Below are 14,670 nucleotides of genomic sequence, written 5' to 3' on the forward strand. Positions count from 1 at the left end.
TGCGAAGGACGGTAGGGGCCATGCGATCACATAGCAAGACATCAGACAGATTATTTATCTTTTTAAACGATGTTGCGATATGGGTTGGCTTTGGGTGCCGGGGACAGCCAGCCACCAGACGGGTGGGTCAGAAGCACACGGGCGACAAGACAAGACGCGGCGGCCGCTCCGGCGTGGCGGCCGCCGCGCCGGCACATGGGCGAGGGCGGTGACACGCGCCTCGTGGGCCTCTCGCGGGCGTGTTGACGCGCTCGCATCGCGCCAACACGGCTCACTCGGTGGTTCTCAGCGCACGGCCACACCCTCATCGAGGTGGCCAGCGGCCGACTCAGGGCCGTCGATGTCGCGGCCGTCGGTGAGGCCGAAGCGCTCCAGGCCGTAACACCGGATCGCGTTTCCTCGCGCCAGCAGCCAGGTCTCCTCGTCGGACAGACCGGCCTGGGCCACCGTCTTCTCCAGGACCGCGAGCGAGTGGGGCCAGGTCGAGTCGCCGTGCGGGTAGTCGACCTCGAACATGATCTGCCGGATGCCGATCACGTCCCGTTGCAGCAGCCCGGCCACGTCGTCGTAGACGCAGCCGTAGAGCCGGTCGGCCAGGTAGCTGCTCGGCGGCCGGGTGATCAGGTTCTCGACATTGCCGTAGACGGGACGCTCGTTCCACACCTGGTCGAGGCGTTCGAGCAGGTAGGGCATCCAGCCGACCTGGCCCTCGGACAGCGCGACCTTCAGCGTCGCGAACCGCTCCAGCAGGCCGCTGGTCAGCCAGTCGCAGAACGCGTGCGCGGCGCCCTGGTAGGTGAGCGCCAGCGACACCGCCCGCGGCGCGTCGGGAGAGGTCACCGGGAAGGTCGAGGACGACCCGATGTGCAGGTTCACCACCGTTCCGGACTCCTCGCAGGCCGCGAACAGCGGGTCCCAGTGACCGGTGTGGATACTCGGCAGCCGCAGTCGGGTCGGGTTCTCGGAGAACGCGACGGCGTAGGAGCCCTTGGCCGCGCACCGGCGGACCTCGGCGGCGGCGAGCTCGGGGTCCCACAGCGGGATCAGGGTCAGCGGGATGAGCCGGCCGTGGCCCGCGCCGCCGCACCACTCGTCGATCATCCAGTCGTTGTAGACCCGGATGCAGGCCAGGCCCAGTTCGCGGTCGGCGCACTCGTGGAAGGTCTGGCCGCAGAACCGCGGGAACGTCGGGAAGGCCAGGGACGCCTCGGTGTGGTTGGCGTCCATGTCCGCCAGCCGCGCGGACTGCTCGAAGCAGCCCGGACGGATGTCGTCGTAGAGCATCGGGTCCCAGTGGGCGCCCAGCCAGTTCTGGTCCTTGCCCGCGGCGGCGAAGCCTGGCAGGATCGCCGCCTGCTTCCCGTCGAAGTGCCACACGTCGGCCCAGCCGCCGTCATCGGTCTGCTCCCACGCGCCGCGCGGCCCCGTGCCAAACCGGCCTCGGACGCGCTGGAGCACGGGCGCGGCCGCGGCGAAGCGGGCCGGAAGCCTGCTGGTCCACAGGTCACCCGGCTCCAGGACATGGTCGTCCACCGAAATGATCTTTGGCGTCATGCGAGCAGAACCTCCGTCCCCGCGGCCAACCCGCATCGTCAAGGTAGAACAATAAGCTAATTGATTAGACGATACAAGTCCGCGATCGTCCAGCGACCGCACGCCGGAGCACACCGCTGGTCGGGCGTCCCCGCCTCAACGGCTCATCCGCCGTGGAACAGCGCGTTCGCCGGTGAGCCGGGAGGCGACAAGGTCAGCCGTCTCGGCGACGAGGCCGACGATCCTGTCCCGAGCGGCGTCTGTGACCTCCGCCATGGGGTAGGTAACGGCGACGGCGGCAGCCGGCCGCCCGTCGCGGGTGAGCACGGGTACCGCCACGGAAGCAAAACCGGGCGTAACCTCACCGTCCTCCTCCGCGTGACCGCGCCGGCGAACGTCAACGAGCACCCGCCGTAGAGCGGACAGAGTCCATGGCCCCACGTCGTGGCGCAGCACGAAGGCGTCCCGGTCGGGGAACAGCGCCCGCACCTGGGCCGCCGGCAGGACCGCGAGCATGGCACGGCCGCTTGCGGTGAGGTGGGCGGGGAGCCGGACCCCGACATCGGTGATCAGCGGAGGGCGTCGCGGTGCCCGCTCTTCGATGACGTATACGACCTCCCGCCCGTGAAGCACCGCCAGGTGGGCCGTGTGCCCCGCCCGGTCGACGAGGTTGGCCAGAGGGACCCGGGCAAAGCGCTGAAGCGGAACCTGCCGCGAGTAGCCGCTTCCGAGCTCGTAGGCGCTCAGCCCCAGGCTGTATCGACGTTCATCAGGAAGGCGCACGACGAAGCCCTCGGCCATCAGCGTGGAGAGCAGATGGTAGGTGGTGGAGCGCGGGAGCTTCAGGTCCCGGCTGATCGTGGCGGCGGCCACCGGTTGGGGCTGACGGCTCAGGTGGCGCAGGATCGCGAGCACCTGCGCTGCGGCCGGAACGTTGCTCACCTTGCGCCCGGGCGTCGACTGTCTGGGATCACAGACACATTGTGCTCTCCGGGTATGGCGCCCGGAGGGCAGGAGCGTGTGGACTCGTGGTGTGGAGGACGTGACTATCGGTGTGGGGGGGCTGACCGAGGACGACGTCGTGTCCGTGGCCCGCGGCAACGCCCGAGTCCGCCTCTCCCCCGAGGCGCTCGAGGCGATCGCTCAGGGCCGCGTGGTGATCGATGCCCTGGCCGCCGGCGCTGAACCCCACTACGGCGTTTCCACTGGCTTCGGCGCACTGGCCACCCGGCACATCCCGGTGGGATTGCGCGCCCAGCTGCAACGCAGCCTGGTCCGCTCGCACGCCGCCACCTCGGGACCCGAGGTCGAGCGGGAGGCCGTCCGGGCGATGATGCTGCTGCGGCTCTCCACCCTGGCCACGGGCCGGACCGGCGTCCGCCCGGCGGTGGCGCAGACCTACGCGGACCTCATCAACGCCAGCATCACGCCCATCGTCCGCGAGTACGGCTCTCTCGGCTGCTCCGGGGATCTCGCGCCGCTCGCGCACTGCGCTCTGGCGGCTACCGGCGAGGGCGAGGTCCGCGACGCCGACGGTGCGGCGGTTCCCGCCGCCGCCGCTCTCGCGGCGGCCGGGATCGAGCCATTGGTGCTGCGGGAGAAGGAGGGCCTCGCCCTCATCAACGGCACCGACGGGATGCTCGGCATGCTGGCCCTGGCCTGCCACGACCTCGCCCTCCTGCTGCGCACCGCGGACATCTCCGCGGCGATGAGCATCGAGGCGCTTCTCGGGACCGATGCCGTGTTTGTCCCCGAGCTGCAGGCACTACGACCGCATCCCGGCCAGGCTGAGAGCGCCAAGAACCTCCGCGCCCTGTTGTCCGGGTCGCCGATCATGGCCAGCCACCGGAGCCCGGACTGCGCCCAGGTGCAGGACGCCTACTCGCTTCGGTGCACCCCGCAGGTGCACGGCGCGGCCCGGGACACCGTGACCCACGCACGGCTCGTCGCCTCCCGCGAACTCGCCAGCGCCGTCGACAACCCCGTACTCACGCTCGACGGCCGCCTGGAGAGCAACGGAAACTTCCACGGAGCGCCCGTGGCGTACGTCCTCGACTTCCTCGCCATCGTCACCGCCGACGTCGCGTCGATGTCCGAGCGCAGGACGGACCGCATGCTCGATGTGCATCGCAGCCAGGGCCTTCCGGCGTTCCTTGCCGACGATCCCGGCGTCGACTCCGGACTGATGCTCGCCCAGTACACCCAGGCCGGCATCGTCTCCGAGCTGAAGCGTCTGGCCGCGCCGGCATCGGTCGACTCGATCCCCTCGAGCGCCATGCAGGAGGACCACGTCTCGATGGGGTGGTCGGCCGCGCGCAAGCTGCGCCGTTCGCTCGACGGCCTGACCCGGGTGGTCGCCATCGAGATCCTGACGGCGAGCCGGGCACTCGACCTGCGCGCCCCGCTGGCTCCCGCCGCCGGTACCCACGCTGTCCGGGACCTCGTGCGGACCGTCACCGGGGGACCCGGTCCGGACCGCTACCTCTCCCCCGAGATCGAGGCTGTCGGGGGCCTGGTGGCGTCCGGCAGCGCCCTGGGCGCGGCTGATGCCGCCTGCGGCCCTCTCACCTGACCCACCACCGTCCAGCCCGTCCCAAAGGAGTCCCCGATGTCCGGCCCCCGCCCCGTACGGTCTCCTCGCGGGACTACATTGACCGCCCGGTCCTGGCAGACCGAGGCGCCGCTGCGGATGCTGCAGAACAACCTCGACCCCGAGGTCGCGGAGCGACCCGACGATCTCGTCGTCTACGGCGGCACCGGACGGGCCGCGCGAAGCTGGGACGCCTTCGACGCCATGATCCGGACGCTGACGACGCTGCGCGAGGATGAGACGATGCTCGTCCAGTCGGGCAAGCCGGTGGGCGTGCTGCGGACCCACGAGTGGGCCCCTCGAGTGCTGATCGCCAACTCCAACCTCGTGGGCGACTGGTCCACCTGGCCGGAGTTCCGGCGGTTGGAAGCGCTGGGCCTCACCATGTACGGGCAGATGACCGCGGGATCCTGGATGTATATCGGGACCCAGGGCATCCTGCAGGGCACCTACGAGACGTTTGCCGCGGTGGCTGACAAGCGGTTCAACGGGACCCTCACCGGGACGCTGACCCTCACCGGTGGCTGCGGCGGGATGGGTGGCGCGCAGCCGCTCGCCGTCACCCTCAACGGGGGCGTCTGCCTCATCGTCGACGTCGACCACTCCCGGCTCCAGCGCCGGGTGGAGCACCGTTACCTCGACGAGGTCGCGCCGGATCTCGACACCGCCATCGCCACTGTCCTGCGGGCGAAAGCGGACCGCCGGGCGCTGTCCGTCGGGGTCACCGGCAACTGCGCCGAGGTCTTCCCGGAACTGCTGCGCCGCGGGCTCGCCGTCGACATTGTCACCGACCAGACCAGCGCGCACGACCCACTCGCCTACCTCCCCGAGGGCGTCGCCGTCGAGGACTGGCACGACCTCGCCGAGCGCAAGCCCGAGGAGTTCACCAACCGGGCCCGGGCAGCGATGGCCAAGCACGTGCAGGCGATGGTCGAGTTCCAGGACGCCGGCGCGGAGGTGTTCGACTACGGCAACTCGATCCGGGAGGAGGCCCGCCTCGGCGGGTACTCCCGGGCCTTCGAGTTCCCCGGCTTCGTGCCCGCCTACATCCGGCCGCTGTTCTGCGAGGGCAAGGGGCCGTTCCGCTGGGTTGCCCTGTCCGGCGACCCGGCCGACATCCACGCCACCGACGAGGCCGTCATGAAGCTCTTCCCCGACGACGACCGGCTCCAGCGGTGGATGCGTGGAGCGCGGGAACACATTGCCTTCCAAGGACTCCCGGCGCGCATCTGCTGGCTCGGCTACGGCGACCGCGATCGCGCCGGGGCGAGGTTCAACGAGATGGTGGCCTCCGGGGAGCTCACGGCCCCCATCGTCATCGGCCGGGACCACCTCGACACCGGCTCGGTCGCCTCCCCCTACCGCGAGACCGAATCGATGCTCGACGGCTCGGACGCCATCGCCGACTGGCCGCTCCTCAACGCGCTGGTGAACACCTCCTCGGGAGCCACCTGGGTCTCGATCCACCACGGCGGCGGGGTCGGCATCGGCCGGTCCCTGCACGCCGGCCAGGTCACCGTGGCCGACGGCACGGAACTGGCCCGGCAGAAGCTCGAGCGGGTCCTGAGCAACGACCCGGCGACGGGCATCCTCCGCCACGCCGATGCCGGTTACGGCAGAGCCGACGACGTCGCCCGCGCCACCGGGGTGCGGATGCCCATGCGGGAGGGCTCGTGACCTTCGAGGCCATGTGGGGCGACCTCTCGCCGGTCGGCCGCGCGGCGGCCACCGGCGGATACCGGAGGTTCGCCTGGACGTCCGAGGACAGCACGCTGCGGCACTGGTTCACCGGAGAGGCGGCGGCCCGCGGTCTCGATGTCGTCACCGACCGCGCCGGCAACCTATGGGCCTGGTGGGGAAACCCCGACGCCGGAACCCCGGGGGTCGTGATCGGTTCTCATCTCGACTCGGTGCCCGACGGCGGCGCGTTCGACGGGCCGCTCGGCGTGGTATCCGCCTTCGCCGCCGTGGACCAACTGCGGGCCAGCGGCTTCCGACCAGCAGCCCCGGTGGGTATCGCCTGCTTCTCCGACGAGGAAGGTGCCCGGTTCGGCATCCCCTGCACCGGCTCGCGCCTCATCACCGGAGCCCTTCATGCCGACAGAGCCCGCGCGCTGCGCGACGGCGACGGCATCACGCTGGCAGAGGCGATGGCGCTTTCGGGCCACGACCCGCGGCAGGTCGGACCGGACCCGGAAGCGCTGCGGCGCATCGGGATGTTCGTCGAGCTGCACGTCGAGCAGGGACGCGGCCTCGCCGATCTCGGCCGCCCGGTGGCGGTGGGCTCGTCGATCTGGCCGCATGGCCGGTGGCGCCTGGATCTGGAGGGTGAGGCCAACCACGCCGGCACCACCCGGCTCGCCGACCGCCGGGACCCGATGCTCGACCTCGCGCACGTCGTCACGACCGCACGGACATCCGCCAGCATCGTCGGGTGCGTGGCCACCGTCGGGAAGGTGCAGGTGATCCCGAACGGGGTCAACGCGATCCCGTCCCGGATCACCGCGTGGCTCGACGCCCGCGGCCCGCAGGAGGATCACGTCCGTTCCGTCGTCGGTGCCGTCGCCACGGCCGCGGGCTCCGATCCGGTCGAGGAGTCCTTCACCGCGGCGACGGATTTCGATGCCGTGCTCGTCGGCCGGCTGGCGAAGCTGCTCGGCGACGCCCCCGTACTCGGGACAGGCGCCGGTCACGACGCCGGGATCCTGGCCCGGGCGGGAATCCCCACGGCGATGCTCTTCGTGCGCAACCCCACCGGGGTCTCGCACTCCCCGGCCGAGCACGCGGAGACCGCCGACTGCCTCGCGGGGGTCGACGCCCTGGCTCAGGTCCTCGAAGACATAGCCGCTAGAGGGCCAAAGGGTGTGCGAAAATGATCTTTCTTCGCACACCCGGCCGGGGTTCCTGCCGGATCGCGAAGCGATCTGGTAGGTCCGCATCATCCCCAGGATCACTGAGGCGCGCGGGATGAGGTGGTTCGCCGCCGACGCCGTGCTGGCCACCGGCCCGGCGCGGAACGTCACTTTCGAGGCCGCTGACGGCCGGTTCACCAGCATTCGACCCGGCACCGAGCCGGGCGACGCCGTCCGACTGCCCGGCGTCGTGCTGCCCGGCTTCGCCAACGGCCACAGCCACGCCTTTCACCGCGCTCTGCGGGGGCGGACCCACGACGGCCCCGGCGACTTCTGGAGCTGGCGGCACGCGATGTACACCGTCGCCGGGCGCCTGGACCCGGACAGCTACCTGACCCTCGCCCGCGCGACCTACGCCGAGATGGCGCTGGCGGGAATCACGTCGGTCGGCGAGTTCCACTACCTGCATCACGCCTGCGGCGGCACCCCCTACGCCGACCCGAACGCGATGGCGGAGGCCCTGCGCCAGGCCGCCACCGACGCCGGCATCCGGCTCACCCTCGTCGACACCTGCTACCTCGCGGGCGGTCTTGGAAGCGACGGCCACACGCCGCTTTCGGGACCGCAACTGCGGTTCGGTGACGGCACCGTCGACGCCTGGGCGGAGCGGGTCGACCTGCTCCGCCCGTCGGAGCGGATGCGGGTGGGGGTGGCGGCGCACTCGGTGCGGGCAGTACCTCGGGAGGCGCTCCCCACCGTGGTCTCGCAGGCGCGGGGGCGGCCGCTGCACGTCCACCTGTCCGAGCAGCCCGCCGAGAACGAGGCCTGCGCCGGGTTCTACGGATGCACCCCGACCGCTCTGCTCGCGGAGGCCGGCGCGCTCGGGCACACCACCACGGCGGTCCACGCCACCCACCTGACCTCCGGCGACGTCGGCCTCCTGGGCCGCTCCGGGACCACGGTCTGCCTGTGCCCTGGTACCGAGCGCGACCTCGCCGACGGCATTGGGCCGGGCGGGGCGCTGCGCGACGCGGGTGCGCCGCTGAGTGTCGGCAGCGACCAGAACGCCTCCATCGACCTCTTCGGAGAGATCCGCGGGGTGGAGGAGCACGAGCGACTGACCTCGTTGCGGCGCGGCCGCTTCGGACATGACCAGCTCCTGGGCTTCCTCACCGACCACGCGGCGATCGGCTGGGATGCCGGCCGGCTCGAGGTGGGTGGCCGGGCCGATCTCGTGGCCGTGCGGCTCGACACGCCGCGTACCGCGGGGGTGGCGGCCGAGCGGGTCCTGATGGCCGCGACCGCCGCGGACGTCGACACCGTCGTGGTGGACGGCCGGACCGTGGTGACGGGCGGACAGCATGTCCTCGGCGACGTCGGCCGGCTACTCGGAGAGGCGATTTCAGCTGTGTGGGAGCAGGAACGATGAGCAGCACCCTCGTCGGCGGAATCGGCGAGCTGGTCACCAACGACCCTTCGGTCGGTGACAGATCCACCCTTGGCATCCTGACGGACGCCGCCGTCGTGGTTTCGGACGGCCGGGTCCGCTGGGTGGGTCGCGAGGCGGAGGCGCCGGCGGCGGACCGTCGCGTGGATCTCGGTGGGCGCGCGGTGATCCCCGGCTTCGTGGACTCCCATGCGCATCTCGTGTTCGCCGGCGACCGGTCCGCCGAGTTCGCCGCCCGGATGGCCGGAGCCCGCTACAGCGGCGGCGGCATAGCCACCACGGTGGCGGCCACCCGTAGGGCGACCGACGAGCAGTTGCGGACCTTGCTCGCCACGCGGATGACGGAGATGCACACGCAGGGAACCACGACGGTGGAGGTCAAGAGCGGTTACGGCCTCACCATCGCGGACGAGGTCCGGGCGCTGCGGCTGGCGCGGGAGGTCACCCCCGAGACCACGTTCCTGGGGGCGCACGTCGTGCCCCCAGGGACCGATCGAGCGGACTACGTGAGGCTGGTGTGCGGGGAGATGCTCACCGCCTGCGCCCCCTACGCCCGGTGGATCGACGTCTTCTGCGAGCCGGCCAGCCCAACCGCGTTCGATGGCGACGAGGCACGCGCGATCCTGCTGGCGGGCCGGAGGACCGGACTCGGCCTCCGGGTCCACGGCAACCAGCTCTCAGCCGGGCCCGGGGTGCAACTGGCTGTCGAGCTGGGATGCGCGAGCGTCGACCATTGCACGCATCTGACCGACGCCGACGTCGACGCGCTGGCCGGCGGGTCCACAGTGGCGACGCTGCTGCCTGGCGTCGAGTTCTCCACCCGTTCCCCCTACCCCGACGCCCGGCGGCTGCTGGCAGCCGGCGTGACCGTGGCGCTGGCCACCGACTGCAACCCCGGCAGCTGCTACACGTCGTCGATGCCGCTGATGATCGCGCTGGCCGTCCGGGAGATGTCCATGACCCCGGCCGAGGCCCTGTCCGCGGCCACAGTAGGTGGGGCACAAGCCCTGAGGCGCAACGATATCGGAGTCCTTGCTCCCGGCTACACGGCCGATCTTACGGTGCTGGACGCCCCCAGCTATCTGCACCTGGCCTACCGCCCCGGCGTCCCTATCGCCCGCGCCCTCGCTCTTCCCGGTCGGTCCCACCAGTGATCCTGGGGACAACCGGACCTACCAGCAGACCTCCCAGATCACGACCTCCCAGATCGCTGACCTCCCAGATCGACTGCGTCGATCCGGCGGGGACCCTGTCGCCGATCTGGCAGGGACCCCGTTCGGCGATCCGGCAGGAACCCCGGCCGGGTATGCGAAGAAAGATCATTTTCGCATACCCTTTGGCCCTATAGGAAGCTGAGGAGCCGTTCGGCCATCTCGAGGTCGACGGTGAGATCGCGGTCCTCGGCGCCGCGGGGGAGGTCCGCCACCGCCGACCATGCGGCGTGCAGTCCCGTCGGCAGCGCGGCCTCGGCGGCAGCCGACCGGGCCTGGAGCCGGAGGCACCGGACCGCCGCGACCAGCTCTCCCGCAAGCACAGTGCGCAGCCGGATCGCTGTCTGGGCAGCCTGGGAGGCAGCCAGGGAGGCGAAGCTCGCGTCCTCCTCCACCCCGCGGGACAGTGTGACCGACTGCAGGCTGGCCGGGCTGGCGAGGGCCCGCATCTCCGCCAGCGCCGAGGCGACCACGTACTCCGCAATCATGATCCCCGACGCCGCCGGGGTGCCCTCGCCGAGGAACGGCGCGAGGCCGGTGTAGGCCGGCTCGGCCAGCATGGTGAGCCGGGTGAGCGAGAGGTGCGCCGACTGGGACGCCGCCAGGACGACAGCGTCCAGTGCTTGACCGAGGTAGGAGGCGTGGAAGCCGCCGTGGTGGGCGATGCCATGGGCGGCCGAGACGATCGGGTTCTCCGAGCCGGTGTTCACCATCCGTGTCACCACGTCCGAGAGCGTGGCAAGGCTGTCAAGGAAGACGCCGTGCACCTGGGGCAGGCTGCGCAAACCGAACGGGTCCTGGATCCGCGCCCCAGCCGGGGTGCCGGCAACGAGCTCACGCATGCGGACACAGACATGCCGCGCGCCAGGGAAAGGCGTGGCCACCTCTACCGCGGGAGCGAACGCCTCGATGTTCCCGGTCACGCCGACGAAGGTCAGTGCCGCGACGACGTGAGCCGCCTCGGCCAGCGCAAGCAGGTCGGCACACGCGAGCGCGGCATCGGCGAGAGTGGCCGCGCTACTGGACAGGAACGGGACGGCGTCCCCGCTGCCGACGACGACCGGGCGGCGGATCGGATTTGTCGTCATTACCTGCCCGCTGATGGCCAGGGCGGTGACGGCGAGCGCCGAGAGATCACCCGTACCAATGCTTCCCAGCTCTCGTACCGGTGGAAGCGCATCCAGCTGGAGCAGGTCGGCCAGGGCATCGAGGAGATCCGGTGACGCACCGTTGCCGTCCGCGGCCAACTGGTTCAACCGCACGACCAGCATCGCCCGGACCCGCTCGGCGGAGCGCAGCGAACCGCCCGACGTGGCGTGGCTGAGGATCAGACTCCGGGCCCCGGCCTCGGGGTCCGAGACCGTTTGGACGCGGTTGGCTCCGACCCCGGTCGTACGCCCGTAGATCGGCCTCTCGGACGAGGCGGCGTTCGCAAACGCCTGGGATCGCCGAACACGTTCGCGCGCTTCCTCTCCCACGCGCACCGGCGTGAGCCGCCGCGCGACCGCGACGATGTCGTCGATCCGGAGACTGCTGCCGTCAATCTCGATCATGGCGTTGCTCCTGAGCCGCCGCGGCGACAGATCGTTCTGTTTCATTCGCGAAAACTGTCTGGCGACCCTCTTGGACCCAGAGGCCCTACATGGCATCTTATCGTCCAATGGCAGGCTACTTCCACCAGATGGAAGCAGCCAGGGCTTCGGACGGGAGGGCGTGAGGCTGCATGCCACTCGACGCCGAGGAGGAGTTCGCCATCGCCACCGGCAGCACTTCGACTCGCACGGTGGATCGCGCCTTGCTCCTGCTCTCCGAGGTGTGCGAACAGGAGTCACTCTCCTTGTCCGAGTGCGCCCGACGGGCCCACCTACCGGCCAGCACGGCACTGCGGCTCCTGCGCACGCTCGAACGTGCCGGGTTCGTGTCGCGCAACGGCGAGGGAAGTTTCGGAGCCGGCCCGCGACTGATCCAACTGGGTGCGACCGCCATCGGGCGCAACACCTTGGTGAGGATCGCCACGCCTGCGCTGCACCGCATCGTGGCCGCCACGGGCGAGTCGGCCTACCTTTCGATGCGCGCGGCCCGCGACAGCGCCATCTACGTCGCGATGGTGGAGGGCACCCACTCTGTGCGGCACACGAGCTGGATCGGCCGAACGGTGCCGATGGCCGGGCTCGCGGTGGGGCGCGCTCTGATGGACGACGTCCCGCCGTCGGGCTACGTCGCCGAGCGCGACCGCCTCGAGCCCGACGTGACCGCCATCGCGGCACCCGTCCGGCATCCGGGAGGGGTCGCAGGGGCCTTCAGCGTCCTCGGCCCGAGCTACCGCATCGACGACAACACGATGCACGACTACGGGCGAATCGTTGCCCAGGAAGCGCGGCTACTGAGTGCCCAGCTCGGAACGCCCAATCCCCCACCGACGGCGGAACAGGACACAGGGACATGATCAGATTTGACACAGTGTCGAAGCACTACCCCGATGGAACCGTCGCCGTCGACGAGCTGAACCTGGTAGCGCCGTCTGGGCAGATCACAGTGCTCGTCGGACCGTCCGGCTGCGGGAAGACCACCAGCCTGCGAATGATCAACCGGATGATCGAGCCGACCTCCGGCTCGATCTGGATAGACGATGTCGACACGGCTGGTATGGCCACCCACGAGCTGCGCCGCCGGATCGGCTACGTCATCCAGCACGCCGGGCTCTTTCCGCATCGCACGATCGTCGACAACGTCGCCGCTGTCCCGTTGCTGCTCGGGCACAACAAGAAGCAGGCGCGAACCCGTGCTGTCGAGCTCCTCGAACGGGTAGGGCTACCGGCCCACTTCGCCAAGCGGTACCCCGCGCAGCTGTCGGGCGGCCAGCAGCAACGTGTCGGGGTGGCCCGAGCCCTCGCCGCCGATCCACCGGTGATGCTCATGGACGAGCCGTTCTCCGCGGTCGACCCCGTCGTGCGCGAGCAGTTGCAGGACGAGTTCCTCCGACTGCAGGGAGACCTCGGCAAGACCATCGTGTTCGTCACCCACGACATCGACGAAGCGATCAAACTGGGCGACCAGGTCGCGGTGCTGAGGGTCGGCGGGCGGCTCGCGCAGCTCGCTCCCCCGCAAGAGCTGTTGAGTCGACCCGTCGATGCCTTTGTGGCGGGATTCGTGGGGCGGGACCGCGGCTATCGCGCGCTCGCCTTTACCAGCGCCGGAACGCTCTCTACCCACGCCGAGCAGACCGTCGCGCTGGGCGGCCCCGTGCCCTCGGGCTCCGACGACGGCACCTGGATCCTCGTGGTCGACGCCGCGGGCACGCCGCACGGCTGGCTGAATCTCGAACACCTGCGCGCCGGCGAAGAGACGGTGACCGAGGAGATGCTCTACCGCGGAGGCACCCTCGCCACCCAGGGAGGAACCCTGCGGGCGGCGCTCGACGCCTGCCTCTCGTCGCCGTCCGGGCGCGGCGTCGTCGTCGACGCCAGTGGTTGCCTGATCGGCTCCGTCACGGCACGCGAAGTCCTCGATCTCATTGAGGCCCGGACGGCGATGGCATCGTGATCTCCGCGGCCGGCACAAGCTCCAGCTCTTCCCCGCTGCACTTCATCGGGTATTTTATGGACCATCGCCACGAGGACCTCGGGTGGCTGTGGTCGCACACGTGGCTCTCGGTGCTCCCGGTGGTGATCGGGCTCGCGATCGCGCTCCCTCTCGGCTGGCTCGCGCGACGCCACCGGTTCGTCTACCCACCGCTGATCTCGATCACCGGTCTTCTCTACACGATCCCTTCGATCGCGTTGTTTGTCATGATCCCGCCGATTCTCGGCTTGAGTTCACTCGACCCGATCCAGGTGCCGATCGCTCTCACCGTCTACTCGGTGGCCCTGCTGGTGCGGGTCGTGGCCGACGGGCTCGCCTCGGTGCCCGAGGAGACGCTGCAGGCCGCCAGCGCCATCGGATACAAGGATCTGGGTCGCTTCTTCAAGGTGGAGCTCCCCATCGCCGTACCCGTCATCACGGCGGGCGTGCGGGTGGCTCTGGTGGCCAACGTCAGCATCGTCGCCGTCGCCGGGACGATCGGAATGTCAAACCTCGGGCAGCTGTTCACGACCGGTTTCCAGCTCTCGACCCCCACGCCGTACTACCCGCCGATCGTTCTCGGGATCGTGCTGTGTGTTCTGCTCGCCCTCGTGCTCGACGGCCTGGTCCTGCTGCTGAACCGGATACTCGTCCCGTGGCGGAGGGTTGCCCGATGATCATCACAAGGGTCTTCAACTGGCTCACCGACGGCGACAACTGGAAAGACAGCCATCTGAACACCGGCATTCTCACCCAGCTCGAGGCGCATATCCGGTTCACGGGGATCGCTCTCGCCGTCGCCATCCTGATCGCGCTTCCCCTGGGCATGCTCATCGGCCACACCGGACGCGGCACCTGGTTGGTCTCGGCGGCCAACGCGGTCCGTGCCCTTCCCACGGTGGGCGTGCTGGTGCTGCTGACCGTGATCATCGCTCCACACTTCCACGGCCGTACGGACACCGGGTACCTGATCCCCACCGAGATCGTCCTGGTTCTGCTCGCCGTTCCACCCATCCTGGCGAACACCTACGCCGGGATCGACAACGTCTCCCCGGCGGTGCGCGACGCCGCGGCCGGCATGGGCATGACCGGTCCACAGGTTCTCTTCCAGGTCGAGCTGCCGTGCAGCCTCCCTCTCATCTTCTCCGGACTCCGGTCGGCAACCCTCCAGGTGATCGCGACCGCGACCATCGCCTCCTACGTTCCTCTCGGCGGTCTCGGGCGATTCATCTACGACGGCCTCGCGCAGCAGGACTATCCGCAGATGATCGGCGGAGGCGTGCTGGTGGCCGCTCTCGCGCTGACCACGGATCTCATTTTCGCGACAATCCAACGCTACGCGGTCTCGCGAGGAATCACCGGACGGTTCCCCCGCGGGAGGCCGGCCGTGGCCTCGGAAGTCCAGTCGGCCGTCCTGACAGGGCCGGAAGTATCCCACGCCTGATCTCTTCCGGAACCACATCCGAATGAGTCGTA

Annotated in this window: 12 protein-coding genes; 9 read left to right on the top strand and 3 right to left on the bottom strand. The window is 70.1% G+C overall.

Annotated features, from left to right (window positions below; translation table 11 throughout):
* Nucleotides 1–285: 285 nt before the first annotated feature.
* On the bottom strand, nucleotides 286–1,554 hold the full coding sequence (locus BCD48_RS27220) for an amidohydrolase family protein (protein ID WP_071051234.1): 1,269 nt from the start codon (nucleotides 1,552–1,554) through the stop codon (nucleotides 286–288).
* A gap of 135 nt (nucleotides 1,555–1,689) precedes the next feature.
* The gene (locus tag BCD48_RS27225) at nucleotides 1,690–2,475 is read right to left on the bottom strand and encodes an IclR family transcriptional regulator (RefSeq protein WP_071051235.1); all 786 of its coding nucleotides are present in this window, start codon (nucleotides 2,473–2,475) and stop codon (nucleotides 1,690–1,692) included.
* A gap of 100 nt (nucleotides 2,476–2,575) precedes the next feature.
* Between BCD48_RS27225 and hutH the strand changes: the two genes are divergently transcribed.
* The 5 genes from hutH (at nucleotide 2,576) to hutI (ending at nucleotide 9,576) form a co-directional block, all read left to right on the top strand.
* Entirely contained in the window at nucleotides 2,576–4,105 is a 1,530-nt protein-coding gene (hutH, locus tag BCD48_RS27230; RefSeq protein ID WP_241842020.1) for a histidine ammonia-lyase, read from the top strand.
* 36 nt (nucleotides 4,106–4,141) lie between these two features.
* On the top strand, nucleotides 4,142–5,800 hold the full coding sequence (gene hutU / locus BCD48_RS27235; protein WP_071051237.1) for a urocanate hydratase: 1,659 nt from the start codon (nucleotides 4,142–4,144) through the stop codon (nucleotides 5,798–5,800).
* A complete protein-coding gene (locus tag BCD48_RS27240; RefSeq protein WP_198543416.1) occupies nucleotides 5,797–6,999 on the top strand; it encodes an allantoate amidohydrolase in 1,203 nt (400 codons plus the stop codon). Before hutU ends, BCD48_RS27240 begins: the two co-directional genes overlap by 4 nt.
* Before the next feature lie 91 nt (nucleotides 7,000–7,090).
* Nucleotides 7,091–8,404 carry a formimidoylglutamate deiminase gene (locus BCD48_RS27245; RefSeq protein WP_071051238.1) on the top strand — a complete coding sequence of 438 codons (1,314 nt, stop codon included), beginning with the start codon at nucleotides 7,091–7,093 and terminating at the stop codon, nucleotides 8,402–8,404.
* Nucleotides 8,401–9,576: an imidazolonepropionase gene (hutI, locus tag BCD48_RS27250; protein ID WP_071051239.1), complete on the top strand. Its 1,176-nt coding sequence runs from the start codon at nucleotides 8,401–8,403 to the stop codon at nucleotides 9,574–9,576. Before BCD48_RS27245 ends, hutI begins: the two co-directional genes overlap by 4 nt.
* 188 nt (nucleotides 9,577–9,764) lie before the next feature.
* Here the strand turns inward: hutI and BCD48_RS27255 are convergent, their stop codons facing one another.
* On the bottom strand, nucleotides 9,765–11,186 hold the full coding sequence (locus BCD48_RS27255) for an aromatic amino acid lyase (RefSeq protein ID WP_071051240.1): 1,422 nt from the start codon (nucleotides 11,184–11,186) through the stop codon (nucleotides 9,765–9,767).
* 170 nt (nucleotides 11,187–11,356) lie between these two features.
* On the opposite strand from BCD48_RS27255, the gene BCD48_RS27260 reads away from it, so the two are divergent.
* The 4 genes from BCD48_RS27260 to BCD48_RS27275 are packed head-to-tail and all read left to right on the top strand — an operon-like array spanning nucleotide 11,357 to nucleotide 14,638.
* Entirely contained in the window at nucleotides 11,357–12,079 is a 723-nt protein-coding gene (locus BCD48_RS27260) for an IclR family transcriptional regulator (RefSeq protein ID WP_071051241.1), read from the top strand.
* Nucleotides 12,076–13,176 (top strand): ABC transporter ATP-binding protein, encoded by a 1,101-nt coding sequence (locus BCD48_RS27265; protein ID WP_071051242.1) that lies wholly within the window; start codon nucleotides 12,076–12,078, stop codon nucleotides 13,174–13,176. The genes BCD48_RS27260 and BCD48_RS27265 overlap by 4 nt, the downstream gene beginning before the upstream one ends.
* Entirely contained in the window at nucleotides 13,173–13,871 is a 699-nt protein-coding gene (locus tag BCD48_RS27270) for an ABC transporter permease (protein ID WP_241842021.1), read from the top strand. Before BCD48_RS27265 ends, BCD48_RS27270 begins: the two co-directional genes overlap by 4 nt.
* Nucleotides 13,868–14,638 (top strand): ABC transporter permease, encoded by a 771-nt coding sequence (locus tag BCD48_RS27275; protein ID WP_071051243.1) that lies wholly within the window; start codon nucleotides 13,868–13,870, stop codon nucleotides 14,636–14,638. Before BCD48_RS27270 ends, BCD48_RS27275 begins: the two co-directional genes overlap by 4 nt.
* Nucleotides 14,639–14,670: the final 32 nt, after the last annotated feature.

It is taken from the genome of Pseudofrankia coriaricola (assembly GCF_001854805.1).
Taxonomy (GTDB): Bacteria; Actinomycetota; Actinomycetes; order Frankiales; family Frankiaceae; genus Pseudofrankia.

Excerpts from the sequence above, each read along its gene's own strand:
- hutI (WP_071051239.1), top strand. The coding sequence starts at position 8,401 with ATGAGCAGCACCCTCGTCGGCGGAATCGGCGAGCTGGTCACCAACGAC.
- BCD48_RS27265 (WP_071051242.1), top strand. The coding sequence starts at position 12,076 with ATGATCAGATTTGACACAGTGTCGAAGCACTACCCCGATGGAACCGTC.
- BCD48_RS27275 (WP_071051243.1), top strand. The coding sequence starts at position 13,868 with ATGATCATCACAAGGGTCTTCAACTGGCTCACCGACGGCGACAACTGG.
- BCD48_RS27260 (WP_071051241.1), top strand. The coding sequence starts at position 11,357 with ATGCCACTCGACGCCGAGGAGGAGTTCGCCATCGCCACCGGCAGCACT.
- BCD48_RS27220 (WP_071051234.1), bottom strand. The coding sequence starts at position 1,554 with ATGACGCCAAAGATCATTTCGGTGGACGACCATGTCCTGGAGCCGGGT.
- hutU (WP_071051237.1), top strand. The coding sequence starts at position 4,142 with ATGTCCGGCCCCCGCCCCGTACGGTCTCCTCGCGGGACTACATTGACC.
- BCD48_RS27245 (WP_071051238.1), top strand. The coding sequence starts at position 7,091 with ATGAGGTGGTTCGCCGCCGACGCCGTGCTGGCCACCGGCCCGGCGCGG.
- BCD48_RS27255 (WP_071051240.1), bottom strand. The coding sequence starts at position 11,186 with ATGATCGAGATTGACGGCAGCAGTCTCCGGATCGACGACATCGTCGCG.